Origin of the sequence: Kribbella antibiotica (genome assembly GCF_004349055.1) — a bacterium.
GTDB lineage: Bacteria > Actinomycetota > Actinomycetes > Propionibacteriales > Kribbellaceae > Kribbella > Kribbella antibiotica.
On sequence record NZ_SMKX01000048.1, the window covers coordinates 1 to 16,388 of the forward strand.

Annotated in this window: 13 protein-coding genes; 8 read left to right on the forward strand and 5 right to left on the reverse strand. The window is 66.8% G+C overall.

Annotation, left to right across the window (positions count from 1 at the left end; all coding sequences use genetic code 11):
- From E1263_RS18165 to E1263_RS18175, 3 genes are all read right to left on the reverse strand, one after another.
- A partial coding sequence (locus E1263_RS18165; protein WP_132168849.1) for a hypothetical protein occupies window positions 1-818 on the reverse strand: 818 nt, incomplete at its 3' end.
- Between the two features lie 20 nt (window positions 819-838).
- Window positions 839-1,624: a L,D-transpeptidase gene (locus E1263_RS18170; RefSeq protein WP_132168851.1), complete on the reverse strand. Its 786-nt coding sequence runs from the start codon at window positions 1,622-1,624 to the stop codon at window positions 839-841.
- A 112-nt stretch (window positions 1,625-1,736) separates the two neighbouring features.
- Window positions 1,737-2,588, reverse strand: coding sequence for a PAC2 family protein (locus E1263_RS18175; RefSeq protein WP_132168853.1), 852 nt, complete (start codon window positions 2,586-2,588; stop codon window positions 1,737-1,739).
- 190 nt (window positions 2,589-2,778) lie between these two features.
- On the opposite strand from E1263_RS18175, the gene E1263_RS18180 reads away from it, so the two are divergent.
- From E1263_RS18180 to E1263_RS18210, 7 genes are all read left to right on the forward strand, one after another.
- Window positions 2,779-3,426 (forward strand): HAD family hydrolase, encoded by a 648-nt coding sequence (locus tag E1263_RS18180; RefSeq protein ID WP_238161312.1) that lies wholly within the window; start codon window positions 2,779-2,781, stop codon window positions 3,424-3,426.
- A 68-nt stretch (window positions 3,427-3,494) separates the two neighbouring features.
- Entirely contained in the window at window positions 3,495-5,063 is a 1,569-nt protein-coding gene (locus E1263_RS18185; RefSeq protein WP_132168855.1) for an ABC transporter substrate-binding protein, read from the forward strand.
- Window positions 5,064-5,292: 229 nt separating this feature from the next.
- Complete coding sequence (locus tag E1263_RS18190) at window positions 5,293-6,285, forward strand: ABC transporter permease (RefSeq protein ID WP_132168857.1); 993 nt, start codon at window positions 5,293-5,295, stop codon at window positions 6,283-6,285.
- 67 nt (window positions 6,286-6,352) lie between these two features.
- A complete protein-coding gene (locus E1263_RS18195; protein ID WP_132168859.1) occupies window positions 6,353-8,122 on the forward strand; it encodes an ABC transporter substrate-binding protein in 1,770 nt (589 codons plus the stop codon).
- A gap of 100 nt (window positions 8,123-8,222) precedes the next feature.
- Window positions 8,223-9,236: an ABC transporter permease gene (locus E1263_RS18200; protein ID WP_132168861.1), complete on the forward strand. Its 1,014-nt coding sequence runs from the start codon at window positions 8,223-8,225 to the stop codon at window positions 9,234-9,236.
- On the forward strand, window positions 9,233-10,294 hold the full coding sequence (locus E1263_RS18205; RefSeq protein WP_165956666.1) for an ABC transporter ATP-binding protein: 1,062 nt from the start codon (window positions 9,233-9,235) through the stop codon (window positions 10,292-10,294). Before E1263_RS18200 ends, E1263_RS18205 begins: the two co-directional genes overlap by 4 nt.
- A 13-nt stretch (window positions 10,295-10,307) precedes the next feature.
- A complete protein-coding gene (locus tag E1263_RS18210) occupies window positions 10,308-11,387 on the forward strand; it encodes an ABC transporter ATP-binding protein (RefSeq protein WP_165956667.1) in 1,080 nt (359 codons plus the stop codon).
- A 30-nt stretch (window positions 11,388-11,417) separates the two neighbouring features.
- Here the strand turns inward: E1263_RS18210 and E1263_RS18215 are convergent, their stop codons facing one another.
- On the reverse strand, window positions 11,418-13,802 hold the full coding sequence (locus tag E1263_RS18215; RefSeq protein WP_132168865.1) for an ATP-binding protein: 2,385 nt from the start codon (window positions 13,800-13,802) through the stop codon (window positions 11,418-11,420).
- A 99-nt stretch (window positions 13,803-13,901) separates the two neighbouring features.
- On the opposite strand from E1263_RS18215, the gene E1263_RS18220 reads away from it, so the two are divergent.
- Window positions 13,902-15,020 carry a GDSL-type esterase/lipase family protein gene (locus tag E1263_RS18220; RefSeq protein ID WP_165956668.1) on the forward strand — a complete coding sequence of 373 codons (1,119 nt, stop codon included), beginning with the start codon at window positions 13,902-13,904 and terminating at the stop codon, window positions 15,018-15,020.
- On the opposite strand, the gene E1263_RS43700 is transcribed toward E1263_RS18220, so the two are convergent.
- Complete coding sequence (locus E1263_RS43700; RefSeq protein ID WP_238161313.1) at window positions 15,010-16,374, reverse strand: PKD domain-containing protein; 1,365 nt, start codon at window positions 16,372-16,374, stop codon at window positions 15,010-15,012. The two genes, E1263_RS18220 and E1263_RS43700, sit on opposite strands and share 11 nt — an antisense overlap.
- Window positions 16,375-16,388 lie beyond the last annotated feature (14 nt).

The window sequence follows — 16,388 nt, forward strand, 5'->3', positions numbered from 1 at the left end:
GGAGGCGTGGGCCGGACGGTCGGCTTCGGGGTGGGCTTGGCGGCGGCGGGCTTTGCGCAGGTGGCTGAGGCCAGGCGGATCACCTGGGCGCCGTTGCCTAGGTCGATTTTCAGGCCTGTGACGGTGAAGGAACCGTCGGCGTTCTTGGTCTGCTCGTTGACGGTGAGCGCGATCAAGGGGTTGGCGGGAGTGCTGAAAGTCTGGGTGGTGCTCGGGATCTTGATGGTTTGGCCGAGCAGCGTGAGGGCGCCGATGTCGATGCCGCCCTTGGTGCCGGAGCACCAGACGTTGACGGCGTCGATGCCGAGGAGTGAGGTCGGCGGGGTGAGCAGGAGCTTGCACAGGTCGGGGAGGTTCTTGACCGGCAGGTCCTTGGTGCTCAGGGGCGGCAGCGGGAGGCCCAGGTCCGGGAGTTTGATGTCCGGGATCGGGAGGTCGTTGGCGCCGGTTGCGGGGAGGGCGTCGCACTGCTTCTTCAGGTCCGGCGGGATCGGGATCTGGCCGAGGATGCCGCCGCCGACCGAGATGTCGAGGAGCTCGACGGAGGCGGAGTTGTTGCCGGCGGTGACGGTGCCGGCCCGGACGTCGAGCAGCGGGTTGTCGGGCAGCTCGAGGGCTGAGGACGACTTCTGCTTGCCGTCGACAGATTCGACGTACGGCGTCTTGTCGACCGGCACCTGGCCGGAGGCGCTGACGGCGTAAGCCGACGAGGGCCGGGTGGCCGCGCTGCCTATTGGGGCACTGGCGACCAGGCTGAACGCCACGACTCCGGCCACGGCCGCTGCCGTGACGACGGTCGGTACGAGCTGTCGGCGCATCTCCGGTCTCCTCACGTACGTCATTTGTTGTCGATCTGAACGAGGGTCCCGAGCGGGACCTGCTGCATCTTGGCCAAGGCGGTCTTCGGGACCCGAACACACCCGGCGCTGATCGCTGCTCCGAACACGTCGGCACGCGGCCAGCCGTGGATCGCGACCGTACCAGGTCCACCACCGAACGTGTCCAGAGTGGGACTGTGCGTACCCAGCGGCAGCACGATCGGCGAGGCGGAGCGCTTGTGGTCGACGATCGAGCCGAGCAGGAACGTGCGTCCGGCCGGCGTCGGCGTCTTACGGGTGCCGACTCCAGCCTTCCAGGACCCGAGCCGCCTGCCTTTCTCGAACAGCTCGATCGTCCGTGATCCGGTGTGCACACGGATCAGGTACGGCGAACTGGCGCGCTCGAGGTCGTCGTCGCGCATCCATCCGGTGGAGCGGTTCGGTTTGGACGGCAGCAGCACGCGGACCCAGCCGTCGGTCTGCTCGACCACAGGAAGCCAGGTCGGCCCGAACTGCTTCGGCCCGATCTTCGCGAATGGGTCGGCATCGGGCGCGGTGTACAGCGCGGACTCGGCGCGCGGGTGGACGACGATGCCGGCGGTCGCGGCATACGGGTCGGGATCGACCGGTGCGTGCGCGATCGTGGTCGCCGTACTGGAGGCGGTCAGGACCGCCAGGTCGACCGGTGGTGGTTCGTCGTCCTTCTTGTTGCCGAGGAAGCCGATGACCGCGACGGCGCCGAGAATGATCAGTACGGCGAGGGCAGGCATGGACGAACTGCCGTGCTCACCCCGTGACCCGTGCATGTCGTGCTCCCAGGAACGGCCTACTGTCCGGGCACGACAATAGGCCGATCGTAGAGGTTACGCCACAGTAGGTGACTCGCGAGTAGCAACTGTTTTTGCATTCAGCACAGCTTTAAGGCGTATCCGGATGGTTCTTATTCCGCCGTCGCAGATACCGCTCGAACTCGGCGGCGATCGCGTCGCCGGAGGCCTCGGGCAGATCGGCGGTGTCGCGCTGCTCCTCGAGGGAGCTCACGTACTCCGCGACCTCCGGGTCCTCTTCGCTCAGCTCGTCCGCGCCGCGCTGCCAGGCCCGCGCCATCTCGGGCAGCTCGCCCTCGGGGATCTGCAGGTCGAGCAGCGCCTCGATCTTGCTGAGCAGCGCCAGTGACGCCTTCGGGCAGGGGGAGCCCGCGATGTAGTGCGGGATCGCGGACCAGATCGATACGGCCGGTACGCCGAGGCTGCCGCAGAGGTCGGCGAAGACGCCGGTGATGCCGGTCGGGCCCTCGTACGTCGACGGCTCCAGACTCCAGGCCGTGCTGAGCGCCTCGTCGGTGGAGGTCGCCGAGACCGGGATCGGCCGGGTGTGCGGGGAGTCGGCCAGCAGGGCGCCCAGTACGACGATGATCTGCGCGTTCGACTCGTCGACCACGTCGAGCAGTTCCTGGGCGAAGCCGCGCCAGCGCATGTTCGGCTCGATCCCGCGGACCAGCAGGACATCGCGGTCGGTGTCCTCGGGCTGGGCGACGTAGACGCGGGTGGTCGGCCAGGTCAGCTGCCGCTCGCCGTTCTCGTCGAATCCGACCTCGGGCCGGTTCACCTGGAAGTCGTAGTAGTCCTCGGGGTCGATCTCGAGGACGAGTTCGGCGCCCCACTCCTCGATCAGGTGGTCGACCGCTCCGGTGGCCGCTTCGGCGGCGTCGTTCCAGCCCGCGAACGCCGCGATCACGACCGGGTCCCTCAGGTTCGCGAGATCAACCACTCGCAGGCCCCCTGTCGTCTGATAGCCATCCGGCAGGGCTGCCGGAATCCGGACTGCCAGCCTACGTGGTTGGGTCACGCCACGCGCGGCGTTTCACCTCCGGCGGAACGTGTCGGTAGGCCCCGCTCCCGGGCTGGCCCCATGCACACGGGAAAATGGTTCCGGAACAACCACAAATGGAGGGGGAGCCGTGCTGCAGGCCGTGCTCTGGGACATGGACGGAACGCTGGTCGACTCGGAGAAGGTGTGGGCCGAGGTCCAGTACCGGGTGCTGCCGGAGCTGGGTGGGACCTGGACGGAGGAAGACAGTCTCGGGCTGCTCGGCAGTGACCTGAGGGACGCCGTACAGGTCTGGCTGGCTGCTCTTCCGGCTGGCGTGATCACCGGCGAGGCGCTCGCCGAGCGGATCTTCAACGAGGTGGTCGACCAGTTGCGTCGTGAGGTCGACTTCCAGCCGGGAGCGCTCGAACTGCTCCAGGCGCTGCGCAAGGCCGACATTCCGTGCGCGCTGGTATCGGCGTCGTACCGGGTGATGATCGATGCGGTGCTCGCCCACCTGCCGGACGATCCGTTCGACGTGATCATCGCCGGTGACGAGGTGACCAACGGCAAGCCGCACCCGGAGCCCTACCTGACCGCGGCGGCCAAGCTCGGCGTCGACCCGGCGCAGTGTGTGGTGATCGAGGACTCGGTGACCGGGACAGAGTCCGGTACGGCGGCCGGTGCGTACGTCGTGGCGGTACCGCACTTGGTGCCGATTCCGGAGGCGCCGCGCCGCCTGGTTGTCGGCTCATTGGAAGCCGTGACTCCGGAGTCGCTGCGGGAGTTGCTCCGCTGAGGCGTTACCGTCACCTCAAGCCCTCGGGGGCCGTTATCTGGGGTGTTGGGCTGGGGAAGGTGACATAAGTGAGCGAGTTGTGGCGGCGGTTGGTGGTGACCGCTGCGGTCGGTGGGTTGAGTGCGGGTCTGGTGGCGTGTGGTGAGCCGGACGACCATGCGCCGCACACGGGCGGCCCCACCCCGAAGTCGATGGTCCTGCGGGTGGCGACCACGGATTCGGTCAGCTCGCTGGACCCGGCCGGACCGTACGACGTGAGTTCGCGGACCGTGCAGGCGAATCTCTACCAGACGTTGCTGACGATCCTTCCGGGCAAGCCGACCCCGGTCCCGGATGCGGCCGACTGCCAGTTCGACTCACCGACGACGTACACGTGCAGTTTGAAGGAGGGCTTGACCTTCCCGAACGGGCACGAGTTGACCTCGTCGGACGTGCGGTTCAGTTTCGACCGGATGCTGGCGATGAAGACGCCGGGTGGGCCGGCGCCGCTGTTCGCCTCGGTGACCTCGGTCAGTACGCCGGATGAGCTGACCGCGGTGTTCAACCTGAAGGCGCCGGATGCGCGGTTGCCGTATCTGCTGACCACGACCGGTGCGTCGATCGTGGACGAGGAGTCGTATCCGGTCAGCAAACTTGTGACCACGACGGCAGTGGGCAGTGGGCCGTATCAGTTGACGGCCTACAAGCCGGGGGAGTCGCTGACGCTCGCGCGGTTCGCGGCGTACAAGGGCTCGCGCGGTGCGCAGAACGACGGCGTACAGATCAGTCTGGTCAAGGACGCGGTCGCGCTGAATCACGCCATCACTCGCGGCCAGGCCGATGTGGCGTATCGCGGGTTCACGATCGGTCAGCTCGACAAGCTGCGGACGTCGAACAAGGTGCAGGTGGTCGAGTCCGAGGACGCGGTGATCCAGTTCGTCGCGTTCCAGCTGAAGTCGGTGACGGCCCGCAGACTTCCGGTACGGCGGGCGATTGCGCAGCTGATCGATCGTCCGGCGCTGGTGAAGAAGGCGTACGCCGAGCATGTGAGCCCGCTGTACTCGATGGTTCCGTCCACTGTCGGTGGGGCGACGGATGCGTTCCGGTCGGAGTACAAGCAGCCGAACAAGGCAGCCGCGGTCGCGATCCTGAAGGCCGGTGGCGTGAAGGGCGTGGTGCCGCTGACGCTGGGCTGGACGCCGAGCCGATTCGGGCCGGGGTCGAAGGCCGAGGCGCTGGAGCTGAAGCGGCAGCTGGACGCGTCAGGGCTGTTCCGGGTGACTCTGCGCAGTGCGGACTGGCCGGAGTACCAGCAGCAGATCAGGGCGGGTGCCTTCGATCTCTACATCGCGGGGTGGATCCCGGAGTACCCGGACGCGGACAACTACCTCGCGCCGTTCGTCGGGGTCAGCGATCCGTTCCCGAACGGGTACCGCTCGGCGGCCGCGACAAAGCTGCTGCAGCAGGAAAGGGTCGAGCAGAACGGAATCACCCGCGCAGAGCTGCTTGGGCAGCTACAAGACGTGTTCGCGCGCGAAGTACCGGTGCTGCCGACCTGGCAGGGGCGACTCAGCGTGGTCGCCGGGACCGACGTACAGAACGTGTCCGGAGCTCTCGATCCGCTCGCGTTCCTGCATCTGTCAGGCCTTCGAAAATGACACAAAGATGCCATGACAGTAACGGTTTGCGAGCTAACGGCGACCCTCGGTAGGAGCCCGTGCTTTACTGCCAAAACGTCCACGATACGGGACGATTTCCGCGCGATCACGATCGGGCAACGCACCCCTTTGGGCGTTTGACTCCAGACCGTAATGGCGGCAGGTTAAGGCCGCAGCCATACCGGATTTCCGTCCGGTTCAACCGAATGACGCAGGGGAGCCGCATCGCGTGAGCACGCCACTCGAGGTCGAACCGGGGTCGCAGTCGGCCCAGCCGGAGGCCGTCCTCGACGGAGTCAAGAAGATCGAGGGGCGGTCGCTCTGGCAGATCTCCTGGACGCGGCTGAAGCGGGACAAGGTCGCGCTGGCCGGTGGCGTCATCGTGTTGCTGCTGGTTCTGGTGGCGATCTTCGCGCCGCTGATCTGCAAGGCGATCGGAATCACCCCGAACGACTTCAATCAGAAGCTGGTCGACTCCTCCCTGCAGACCCCGATCGGCAAACTCGGTGGGATCAGCTGGGACCACCCGCTCGGTGTCGAGCCGGTGAACGGCCGCGACATCCTGGCCCGGGTCATCTACGGTGCCCGGATCTCGCTGCTGATCGCCGTCCTGGCGACCACGGTGTCGGTCGTGATCGGCGTCGTGATGGGCATCGTGGCCGGCTACTTCGGTGGCTGGGTCGACTCGCTGATCAGCCGCTTGATGGACATCTTCCTGGCCTTCCCGCTGGTGCTGTTCGCGCTGGCGCTGGTCGGTGCGATCCCGGACAGCATTCTCGGCCTCGAGGGTGACGCGCTGCGGGTGGCGCTGATCGTCTTCATCATCGGGTTCTTCAGCTGGCCCTATATCGGCCGGATCATCCGGGGACAGACGCTGTCGCTGCGCGAGCGCGAGTTCGTCGACGCGGCCCGCAGCCTCGGTGCGCGCCGTCCCTACATCCTGTTCACCGAGCTGCTGCCGAACCTGATCGCGCCGATCCTGGTCTACTCGACGCTGCTGATCCCGACCAACGTGCTGTTCGAGGCGGGTCTGTCCTACCTGGGTGTCGGCGTGCGTCCGCCGACGGCGAGCTGGGGCGACATGCTGTCGATCGCCTCGAAGTGGTACCAGGTCGACCCGATGTACATGATCCCGCCGGGCCTCGCGATCTTCGTGACGGTGCTGGCCTTCAACCTGTTCGGCGACGGGTTGCGCGACGCGTTGGACCCGCGGTCGCGGTAGTACTTCTCTCCAAACCGGGAGCCTTGTGAACGCAGGGCTCTCACCACTAAAAGGGGTGCAACAAGAGATGAGTCGGAAACGCATCACGACGGTCACTGCCGTCGCTGCGGCCGTCGCCTTGAGTCTGGCGGCTTGCGGGGGACCGAAGGCCACACCGGGCGGTGGCAGCAGCGCAGGCGGCGCCACGCCGGAGGCCAACGCGGCCGTGGACAAGGTTTACAGCCCGAGCGACAAAAAGGGTGGCACGCTTCGGATGGGTATCACCGAGGCCTACGACTCCACCGACCCGGGCGACACGTACTACGGTCTGTCCTGGAACCTGGTGCGGAACTACGTCCGGCCGCTGATGACCTTCAAGGTGACTCCGGGCGCCGACGGTGGCAAGCCGGTTCCGGACCTGGCCGAGGCTCCTGGCGTGCCCAGTGACGGCGCCAAGACCTGGACCTACAAGATCCGCAAGGGCGTGAAGTTCGAGGACGGCACGGTCGTCACCTCGAAGGACGTCAAGTACGCCGTCGCGCGGTCGCTGGACAAGGCGACGCTGCCGAGCGGCCCGACGTACTTCAACGACTTCCTGCTGGACGTGCCCGCGGGCTACAGCGTCTACAAGGACAAGACGCTGGCCGGGGTCGCGAAGGCGATCACCACCCCGGACGACCAGACCATCGTCTTCCACCTGAAGAAGCCGTTCTCGAGCTTCGACTACTTCGCGCAGTTGCCGTCGACCGCTCCGGTCCCGCAGGCGAAGGACACCGGTGCGAAGTACAAGGAGCACCCGATCGCGACCGGTCCGTACAAGTTCGGTGCGTACGACCCGAACAAGGGCTTCGAGCTGGTGCGCAACGAGAACTACGACGCGTCCACCGACCCGGACTCGGGCCGCAAGGCGCTGCCGGACAAGTTCACGATCTCGTACAACATCGAGGGCACCGACATCGACAACCGGCTGATCGCCGGTGACCTCGACGTCGACCTCGCCGGTACCGGCGTGCAGCCGGAGACCCAGGCGAAGGTGCTCGCCGACCCGAAGCTGAAGGCGCACACCGACAACGTGCCGGCTTCGCGCCTGAACTTCACGGTGCTGAACAGCGACGTCCCGCCGCTGGACAACATCCACTGCCGCAAGGCCGTTCTCTACGCTGCCGACCACGAGGGTTACCAGCGTGCCTACGGTGGTGCGATCGGTGGCGACATCGCGACGAACCTGATGCCGCCGATCGTCAACGGTGCGCAGAAGTTCGACGACTACGGCTTCGAGGCCGACAAGAACGGTAACGTCGAGAAGGCCAAGGCCGAGCTCAAGGAGTGCGGCAAGCCGGACGGCTTCCCGGTCAACATCACCTACCGCACGGACCGCGGCAAGGAGAAGGCTGTTGCGGAGACCCTGCAGGAGTCGCTGAAGAAGGTCGGCATCGTGCTGACCGCCAAGTCCTACCCGACCAGCGACTACACCAAGCTGTACGCCGGTAAGCCGGACTTCGCCAAGTCGAACAAGCTCGGCCTGATCGTCTACAGCTGGGGCGCGGACTGGAACGACGGCTTCGGCTTCCTCCAGCAGATCGTCGACAGCCGGACCATCCGCACGACCGGTGGTAACACCAACCTCGGTATCCGGATCCCCGAGGTGGACGCCCTGGTCGACAAGGCGATGAACGAGACCGACGAGACCAAGCGCAACGGCTACTGGGTCGACGTCGACAAGAAGGTCATGGAGCAGGCCGGCGCGCTGCCGGGCGTCTGGTCGAAGGGCTTGCTGTACCGCCCCGACACGGTGGCCAACGTCTTCACCAACTCCGGTCAGAACATGTACGACTACGCGGGCATCGGCCTCAAGTAGTCGTTGCCCTGACCTTTCAACCGAAATCGCTCAGCAGAGGTAGGTGAAGGCTTCGGTGGCCGGTGATCAGCGATGATCACCGGCCACCACGCCGAGCACGGTGTTTGCATATCTGGTCCGCCGGGTGATCGGGGCAGTAGTCCTGCTCTTCATCGTCACGGCCGTGACGTTCGCGATCTTCTTCCAAGTCCCCAAGCTCGGCGGTGCGACCGCCGACGACCTGGCGTCCCGTTACGTCGGTAAGAGCGCGGGGGCGGCGCAGATCCACGAGACGGCGGTCCGGCTCGGCTTCACCGACCCGCTCTACGAGCAGTACGGCCGCTTCGTGAAGGGCCTGTTCGTCGGGCAGGAGTACAACTACGGCCCCTCGACCGAGCACTGCCCGGCGCCGTGCTTCGGGTACTCGTTCCTGACCCAGCAGCCGGTCTGGCCGGACCTGGTGGCGCGATTACCCGTCACTGCCTCGCTGGCGGGTGGTGCGGCCTTCATCTGGCTGGTCACCGGTGTCGGCACCGGGATCATCTCCGCGCTGCGGCGCGGGTCGGTCCTGGACCGGTCGCTGATGTCGGTCGCGCTGGCCGGTGTCTCGCTGCCGATCTTCTTCACCGGTCTGCTGTCGTTGTCGATCTTCAGCTACGGGCTGGGCTGGACAGTGGCCGGTGGTACCAACCCCATGGATGAAACGAATCCGATCTGGTGGGCGTACTCCCTGCTTCTTCCGTGGGTGACGCTGGCGTTCCTGTACGCCGCGTCGTACGCACGGCTCACCCGGGCCGGCATGCTCGAGACGATGAACGAGGACTTCGTTCGGACCGCTCGAGCCAAGGGCCTGACCGAGCGGACCGTCGTCATGAAGCACGGTCTGCGGTCGGCGCTGACCCCGATCCTGACCATCTTCGGTCTGGACCTCGGGCTGCTGATGGGTGGCGCGATCCTTACCGAGACGACCTTCTCGCTGCCCGGCATCGGCCAGTACGCCGTCATCGCGCTGCGGGTGAACGACCTGCCCAAGGTGCTCGGCGTGACACTGGTCGCCGCGTTCTTCATCGTGCTGGCCAACCTCATCGTTGACCTTCTCTACGCCGTCGTCGACCCGAGGGTGCGCATCTCGTGACCGAAAACCAAGACTCCGTCGTCCAGCGGGTCCAGCGCGGCGAGGCGTTCCTCGACGTGCGTGATCTGAGAGTGCACTTCCCGACCGACGACGGCCTCGTCAAGTCGGTCGACGGCATTTCGTTCCAGCTCGAGCGCGGCAAGACCCTCGGGATCGTGGGCGAGTCCGGCTCCGGCAAGAGCGTGACCAGCATGGCGATCATGGGCCTGCACGGCCGTGGTGGCGCCCGGATCACCGGGGAGATCTTCCTCGACGGTCAGGACCTGGTCGCGTCGACGCCGGAGGAGGTCCGGCTGCTCCGCGGTAAGCGGATGGCGATGATCTTCCAGGACCCGCTGTCGGCGATGCACCCCTTCTACACAGTCGGTGCGCAGATCGTCGAGGCGTACCGGGTGCACAACCAGGTCACCAAGAAGGTTGCGCGCAAGCACGCGATCGACATGCTCGACCGGGTCGGCATTCCGCAGCCCGACAAGCGGGTGGACGCCTACCCGCACCAGTTCTCCGGCGGGATGCGGCAGCGCGCCATGATCGCGATGGCGCTGTCGTGTGACCCGGACCTGCTGATCGCCGACGAGCCGACCACGGCTCTCGACGTGACCGTGCAGGCACAGATCCTGGACCTGATCCGGGACCTGCAGCGGGAGTTCAACTCGGCCGTCATCATCATCACGCACGACCTCGGTGTGGTGGCTGAGCTGGCCGACGACATTCAGGTGATGTACGGCGGTCGTGCGATCGAGTACGGCACGGCCGAGGACATCTTCGACAGCCCGCAGCACCCGTACACGTGGGGTCTGCTGGGTTCGATGCCGCGCATCGACCGGGAGCGCACCGAGCGGCTGATCCCGATCAAGGGCACGCCGCCCAGCCTGATCAACATTCCGCAGGGCTGTGCGTTCAACCCGCGCTGCAACTACGCGCACCTGAACGGCGGTGCCAGCGAGACCGACCGGCCCGAACTGCTCGACATCGGCTCCGGCCACAAGGTCGCCTGCCACCTCTCCCCGCAGCAGCGCCAGCACGCGTGGGAGACCGACATCAAGCCGAAGCTGTGAACGGGACGACATTGTGAGTATTGAAGAGATCGATTCCACCGCCGTCCCGGGCGTGGTGCCGCCGGCACTCGGCGAAGAGTTGCTGTCGGTCGAAGGCCTGGTCAAGCACTTCCCGATCCGCAAGGGCCTGCTGCAGCGGCAGTCCGGCGCCGTCCAGGCTGTCGACGGCCTGACGTTCAACGTCACCCGCGGCGAGACCTTGTCGCTGGTGGGGGAGTCCGGTTGTGGCAAGACCACGACCGGCCGGTTGCTGACCCGGCTGCTGGAGCCGACCGCGGGCAAGATCGTGTTCGAGGGTCGCGACATCAGCCACCTCAGCGAGGGCAAGATGCGCCCGCTGCGGCGTGACGTCCAGATGATCTTCCAGGACCCGTACGGTTCGCTGAACCCGCGGCACACGGTCGGCAAGATCATCGGTGCGCCGTACAAGCTGCAGAACGTCAAGACCGAGCACGGCGTGAAGCGCGCGGTGCAGGAGCTGCTTGAACTGGTGGGTCTGAGCCCGGAGCACTACAACCGCTACCCGCACGAGTTCTCGGGTGGTCAGCGGCAGCGCATCGGGATCGCCCGTACGCTCGCTCTGCGGCCGAAGCTGATCGTCGCCGACGAGCCGGTCTCGGCGCTGGACGTCTCGATCCAGGCGCAGGTCGTCAACCTGCTCGAGGACCTGCAGAAGGAATTCGACCTGACCTACGTGATGATCGCTCACGACCTGTCGGTCGTGCGTCACGTGTCGGACCGGGTCGCGGTGATGTACCTGGGCAAGATCGTCGAGATCGCCGACCGCGTCAGCCTCTACGAGAAGCCGATGCACCCCTACACGGTCGCGCTGCTCTCGGCAGTCCCGGTCCCGGACACCAAGCGCAAGGGCAACGTGAAGCGCATCCGCCTCGAAGGCGATGTGCCGAGCCCGATCAACCCGCCGCCGGCGTGCCGCTTCCACACGCGGTGCTGGAAGGCTCAGGACATCTGCAAGACGACCGAGCCGCCGCTGCTGCAGCTGGCTCCCGGCCACCAGGCTGCGTGCCACTTCCCGGAGAACCAGCCGGGTGGGGAGTCGACCATCCCGGTCTCCACGGCCCAAGCCAAGTAGTAGCTCGCAGACCAGCGCCTGACGAAACTGTCAGGCGCTGGTTTCGTTGCGGACCTTTGTCAGGAGCGCTTCCGCGTCGGTGGCCTTGCCCGGGTGGTGCTGACGGTAGAAGGCAATCGCGAACTCCAGGTTGGCGACCGCTTCGTCGCGGTCGCCGATCTCGTTCAGCAGTTCGCCGAGCAGCACCCGAACCTGCGCCTCTCGCCGGATGTCCTGCACATCGAGGGCGATCTCCAGCGCCAGCTCTGCTTGCTCGATGCCCTGCTCGAGCTCTTTCCTCAGTAGGTAGGTCATCCCGAGCACCCACCGGCCGTCACACACGCTCTTGTGCAGGCCGAGCTTCTCCAGTTCCGAAAGCGACTGGGTGAGGTCGGCGATGGCGACATCGGAGTGACCCGACCGGGCGCGGGCCCAGGCCCCCTCGATCCGGATGTTGGCCGCATACCCGCTGCTTCCGGCGGCTGTGTACTGCTCGACTGCAGCGGTGGCAGCCGCCTCCGCGGCTGCCCAGTCGCCGAGCTCGGTATGAATCTCGGTGAGAGTCCCGTACGACGCTCCCAGCGCGCGCGTGTTCCCGAGTTGCTGGTTGATGGCAAGCGCCTGCTCAGCCAGCGGCAGAGCTTCGGCGTACCGGCCCATCCGGACGAGGAGCCGGGCGTTGTTGGTCGTCGTCAGTGACACACCGCGGAGATTTCCGATGGTTTCGAAGGCGTCCCGGGCCAGGCCGAACCTGATCGCCGACTCGTCGTAGCGGGCGAGTTCGGCCAGGGCGATGGCGGCGTCGGCCTGGAGTTGGGCGTACGTCCAGCGGTCGATGCGGCCGTCGAGGACACGGTCGATCGCGGGCAGCCAGTCGACGAGGTTCCCGCGTTTGGTGAAGTAGCTGTAGAGGCCGACGACCACACCGGCGACAGCCTCGTCATGGGTGCCCAGGGCGGCGGTCTGATCGATGATCGCCAGGTAGTTGGCCAGTTCGGTGTCGAGCCAGCCGAGTGCCTGTTCGGAGGTCTTGAAGACCGGAAACTTCGGCGTCGGCGGGCGTCCGGGCCAGGCGTTCCGGGCGGCTTGTGGGTCGGCGAGGTCGCCGGAGCGCCAGGCAGCCGACAGGTAGAACGACAGCAGCCGGTCGACGGTCGCGGCGCGTTCGGCTTCGGGAAGTTCCCGGCCGAGTTCGTGGGCGAAGGTCCGGACGAGGTCGTGCAGGTGGTAGCGGCCGGGGGTTGAGGATTCGAGCAGGTGCAGGTCGGTGAGGTGTTCGAGCAGGTCGCCGGCTCTGGCCGGTGCGGTCTGCAGGAGGGCGGCGACGGATTCGGCGGTGAAGTCGCCGGCGGCGGTCAGGCCGAGCAGCGTGAAGACACGGGCAGCTTCGTGATCGTGCGGCCGAGGGCTGTTGGTGAGGTGGTCGACCGACAGCGACAGACTGGCGCGGACGTCGCGGTCGTCGACACCGAGCAGGTCGAGTCGATGGGTTTCGTCGGCGAGGCGCCGTACGAGCTCGGCTGCTGGGGTGTCGGGGTGCTGCAGGAGCCAGGCACCGGCGACCGAGAGGGCGAGGGGGAGGTGGCCGCAGAGCGCGGCGATCTGGTCGGCGGAGTCGCCGAGCCGGTCGGTGCCTGACGAGCTTGTGAGGAGCTTGACCGAGTCGCTGACCGGCATCGGCTCGAGCTGGATGTGTTGCCGTGCGGGCAAGGTGGTGAGCGTGTTGCGGCTGGTGATGAGGACGGCTGCGCCGCGTGTGCTCGGGATCAGGTCGGTGACGTGGGAGACATCGCGGGCGTTGTCGAGCAGCAGCAGAACGCGCCGGTTCGCCAGCCGCGTGCGCAGCGCCGTGATCGCGTCGGTCTGGTCGGTCGGCAACAACTCAGCCGGTACGCCGGTCGCCCGGAGGAGCTGCCCAATCGCCTGAACCGGACTGAGCGGCGTACCGGAGCCGAACCCGCGCAGATTCACCGACAGGACGCCATCGGGATAGGTGGCTCGGCAGGCCTCAGCGGCCTCGACTGCCAAGGCGGTCTTCCCGACCCCGGCCATCCCGCGGACAGTGACGATCACTGTCGCCCCGGCTTGGGCTTCCCCGGTCGTCAAGGCTCGTTTCAGCTGCTCGAGGTGCCGGGCTCGCCCGGTGAACGACGCCCGCGTGGTCGGCAGCTGGTCAGCGACCACCCAGCTGGTGTCCGGCCCGGCCGGCGCGCTCTTGCGAGCAGCCAGCCGCCTGAACACTGCCAGCTCGGCAGGGGACAGGTGAAGAGCTGTCTCCAGCTTGTCGATCGTGGTCAGGTGAGGATGCCGCCGGACTCCGCGTTCGAGCAGGCCGATCGCCTTCGTGCTGAGGTCCGCACGCTCGGCCAGGGCCTCTTGGCTGAGGCCCCGGGAACGACGGGTTTGCCGAAGTGCGGCGGCGAAGGATTCCTCCACGGGGTGATTGTGCCAGGAGGCTTCGGCGGTGGCGGAAAGGTTTGTGGGGTTCAGGGGTGTGGCGGACGATCAGGGCACCCGCCCCGAGGAGGATTTGTGATGCGTGGAGTGCTGCGCGCCGTACCGGTTGCGCTCGTCAGTTCGGTGTTGGCCATGGGATTGAGTTCGGGCAGTGAGCAGACGCCGGCCGCGGTGCAGGCGGCCGTGGCGGTGCCGCTGGTGCGGAGCGTGCCGACGAAGGTGATGCCGATCGGGGACTCGATCACTGCAGGGTTCGATACGGCGGAGGGGTCGTACCGGACGGATCTGTGGCAGTTGCTGAAAGCTGATGGGCGGCCGGTGGACTTTGTCGGGTCGGTCAGTACCGGGTCCGCGGCGCTGGCGGACAAGGACAACGAGGGGCACGGCGGCTGGACGGTCCAGATGATCCAGGACAGCATTGTCGGCTGGCTGAACACCTACCGGCCGGACGTCGTGACGCTGATGATCGGGACCAACGACATGCATACCGACGAGTCGTCGGGGGCCGCGCCGGGGCGGTTGTCGGTGCTGCTGGACACGATCGCGCAGACGCTGCCGGACACGCAGACGTTCGTGAGCAGCATTCCGCCGTTCAACGACGAGCTGAAACAGGCCCACGTGAACGCGTTCAACGCGACGATTCCGGCGCTGGCGGCGACGAAGGCGGCGGCGGGCAAGAAGGTGACGTTCGTGGACACCAACCGTGCCTTCGTCAACCCTTTCGATCTATCTGACGGAGTGCACCCGTACTACGGCGCACTGTCGAAGGCGGCCGGAATCTGGTACGGCGCTCTCACCGGGCAGACGTTGGTGCGCCTGGAGGCTGAGCAGTCGGCGAATGCGACGCTCACGCACGTGCAGACCGGGCGGATCACTTCGGCGTCGGGTGGCGGCAAGGCGCGCTACATCGACTTCGACGACAGCGTGGTGGCGTTCACGGTCCAGGCGCCGACCGCAGGCAACTACCTGATCCGGGCCCGCGGCGCCAACGGGATGGGGACGAACTGCAGCCACAAGGTCGCTGCGAACGGCGGACCGCAGGCGGCGGTCGTTTACCCGTCGTACGGGTGGGATCTGTTGTCGGTGGTGGCAGTGGATGTCCCCCTCAGCGCCGGTCAGAACATCGTCCGGTTCACCAAGGGGGACTGTTACGCCGAGCTCGACGCGATCGATGTCGGCCCGGTGCCTACTGACTGAAGCAGAAGCCCTGGGCGCCGACGGCCCAGCATTGGATCTGCTTGGTGGTGGTGTTGCTCAGGCCTGCGCGGTCGGTGACCTTCAGTTCGGCGGTGTAGGTTTTCTGGGTGTTGCCGTAGGTGTTGGAGGCGGTCGCGCCCGACCCGGTCTTGCCGTCGCCGAAGTTCCACGCGTACGACGCGATGTCGTTGTCCGGATCGGTTGAGCCGCTGCCGTTGAAGCTGCAGACCGCCCACTGGCACTGCACCGTGAACGACGCTTTCGGCGGCTGACCGGTCGGCGGCGTACCGGCCTGTACCTGCTTGGTAGTCGAGCCGGTCTTGCCCGCGGTGTCGGTCACTGTCAGCTTCACCGTGAAGGTTCCTGCCGAGCTGTAGGTGTGCGACGGGGTGGCGCCGGTCCCGGTCTGGCTGTCACCGAAGTCCCACGCGTACGACGCAATCGACGGCGACGACGCGGATCCGTCGAACGAACAGGTCAGCGAGTTCGCGCAGTTCGCGGTGAAGGAGGCGGTGGGGGCGTCCGGGTCGCCGTACTTCTTGATGGTCTCGTTGGCCCAGTCGCCCATCACGCCGGTGAGCTTGCCCCAGGCGCCGTAGCTGCCGCAGCCGGTCTTGACCCAGGATGCGACTCCGACGATCACGCCGTCGACGAGCATCGGGCCACCGCTGTCGCCTTGGCAGATGCCGTCGTGACCGTCGGCGTACCCGCCGCAGATCATGTAGGCGTCGTTGAACGAACCGAACGAGCCACAGGTGTTGCGGCCGTCGACGAGCGGGAAGTTCTCCACCTTCTTCAGGTGACCGAACTCGTTCTCGCCGTCGCGGACCCGGCCGTAGCCGAGCAGCAGTGCCTTCTTGCCCGGGTCGTCGAGGGTGGTGTCAGTGGAGTCGGCGACGCGCGGGTACTTGTAGCCGGCCGGCACCGGGATGTCGGTCTCGGTGACCACGATGCCAACGTCCCAGCCCTGCTGCCAGCCGTTCGGCGGCTGGTAGTTCGGGTGCTGCAGGTACTCCTTGACCGCGAGCTTGGTGCCGCCGGGCTTGGTCAGGTCGTCCGAGCCGTACAGCATCGACTTCACGCCGTCGCCGTTCTTGCAGTGCGCGGCCGTGACGATCACGCGCCGCGCAACGACGGCCGACGTACAGGTCTGTCCCTGCGGCCGGGCACCGCCTTCGCGCAGCATCGCGATGACGAAGGGGTAGTCGGCCACGGAGGCTTGCTGCCCGCCGATGATCTGGGTCGTCGGCGGGTTGTCGTCGGGCAGGACGGCCCCGTACGACGGTGGGGCGGCGTGGGCGAGACCGGGGGAGAAAGCAATCAGGGCGGTGAATGCTGCCAGTAGTCGTCTCATGACTGCAGCATCAG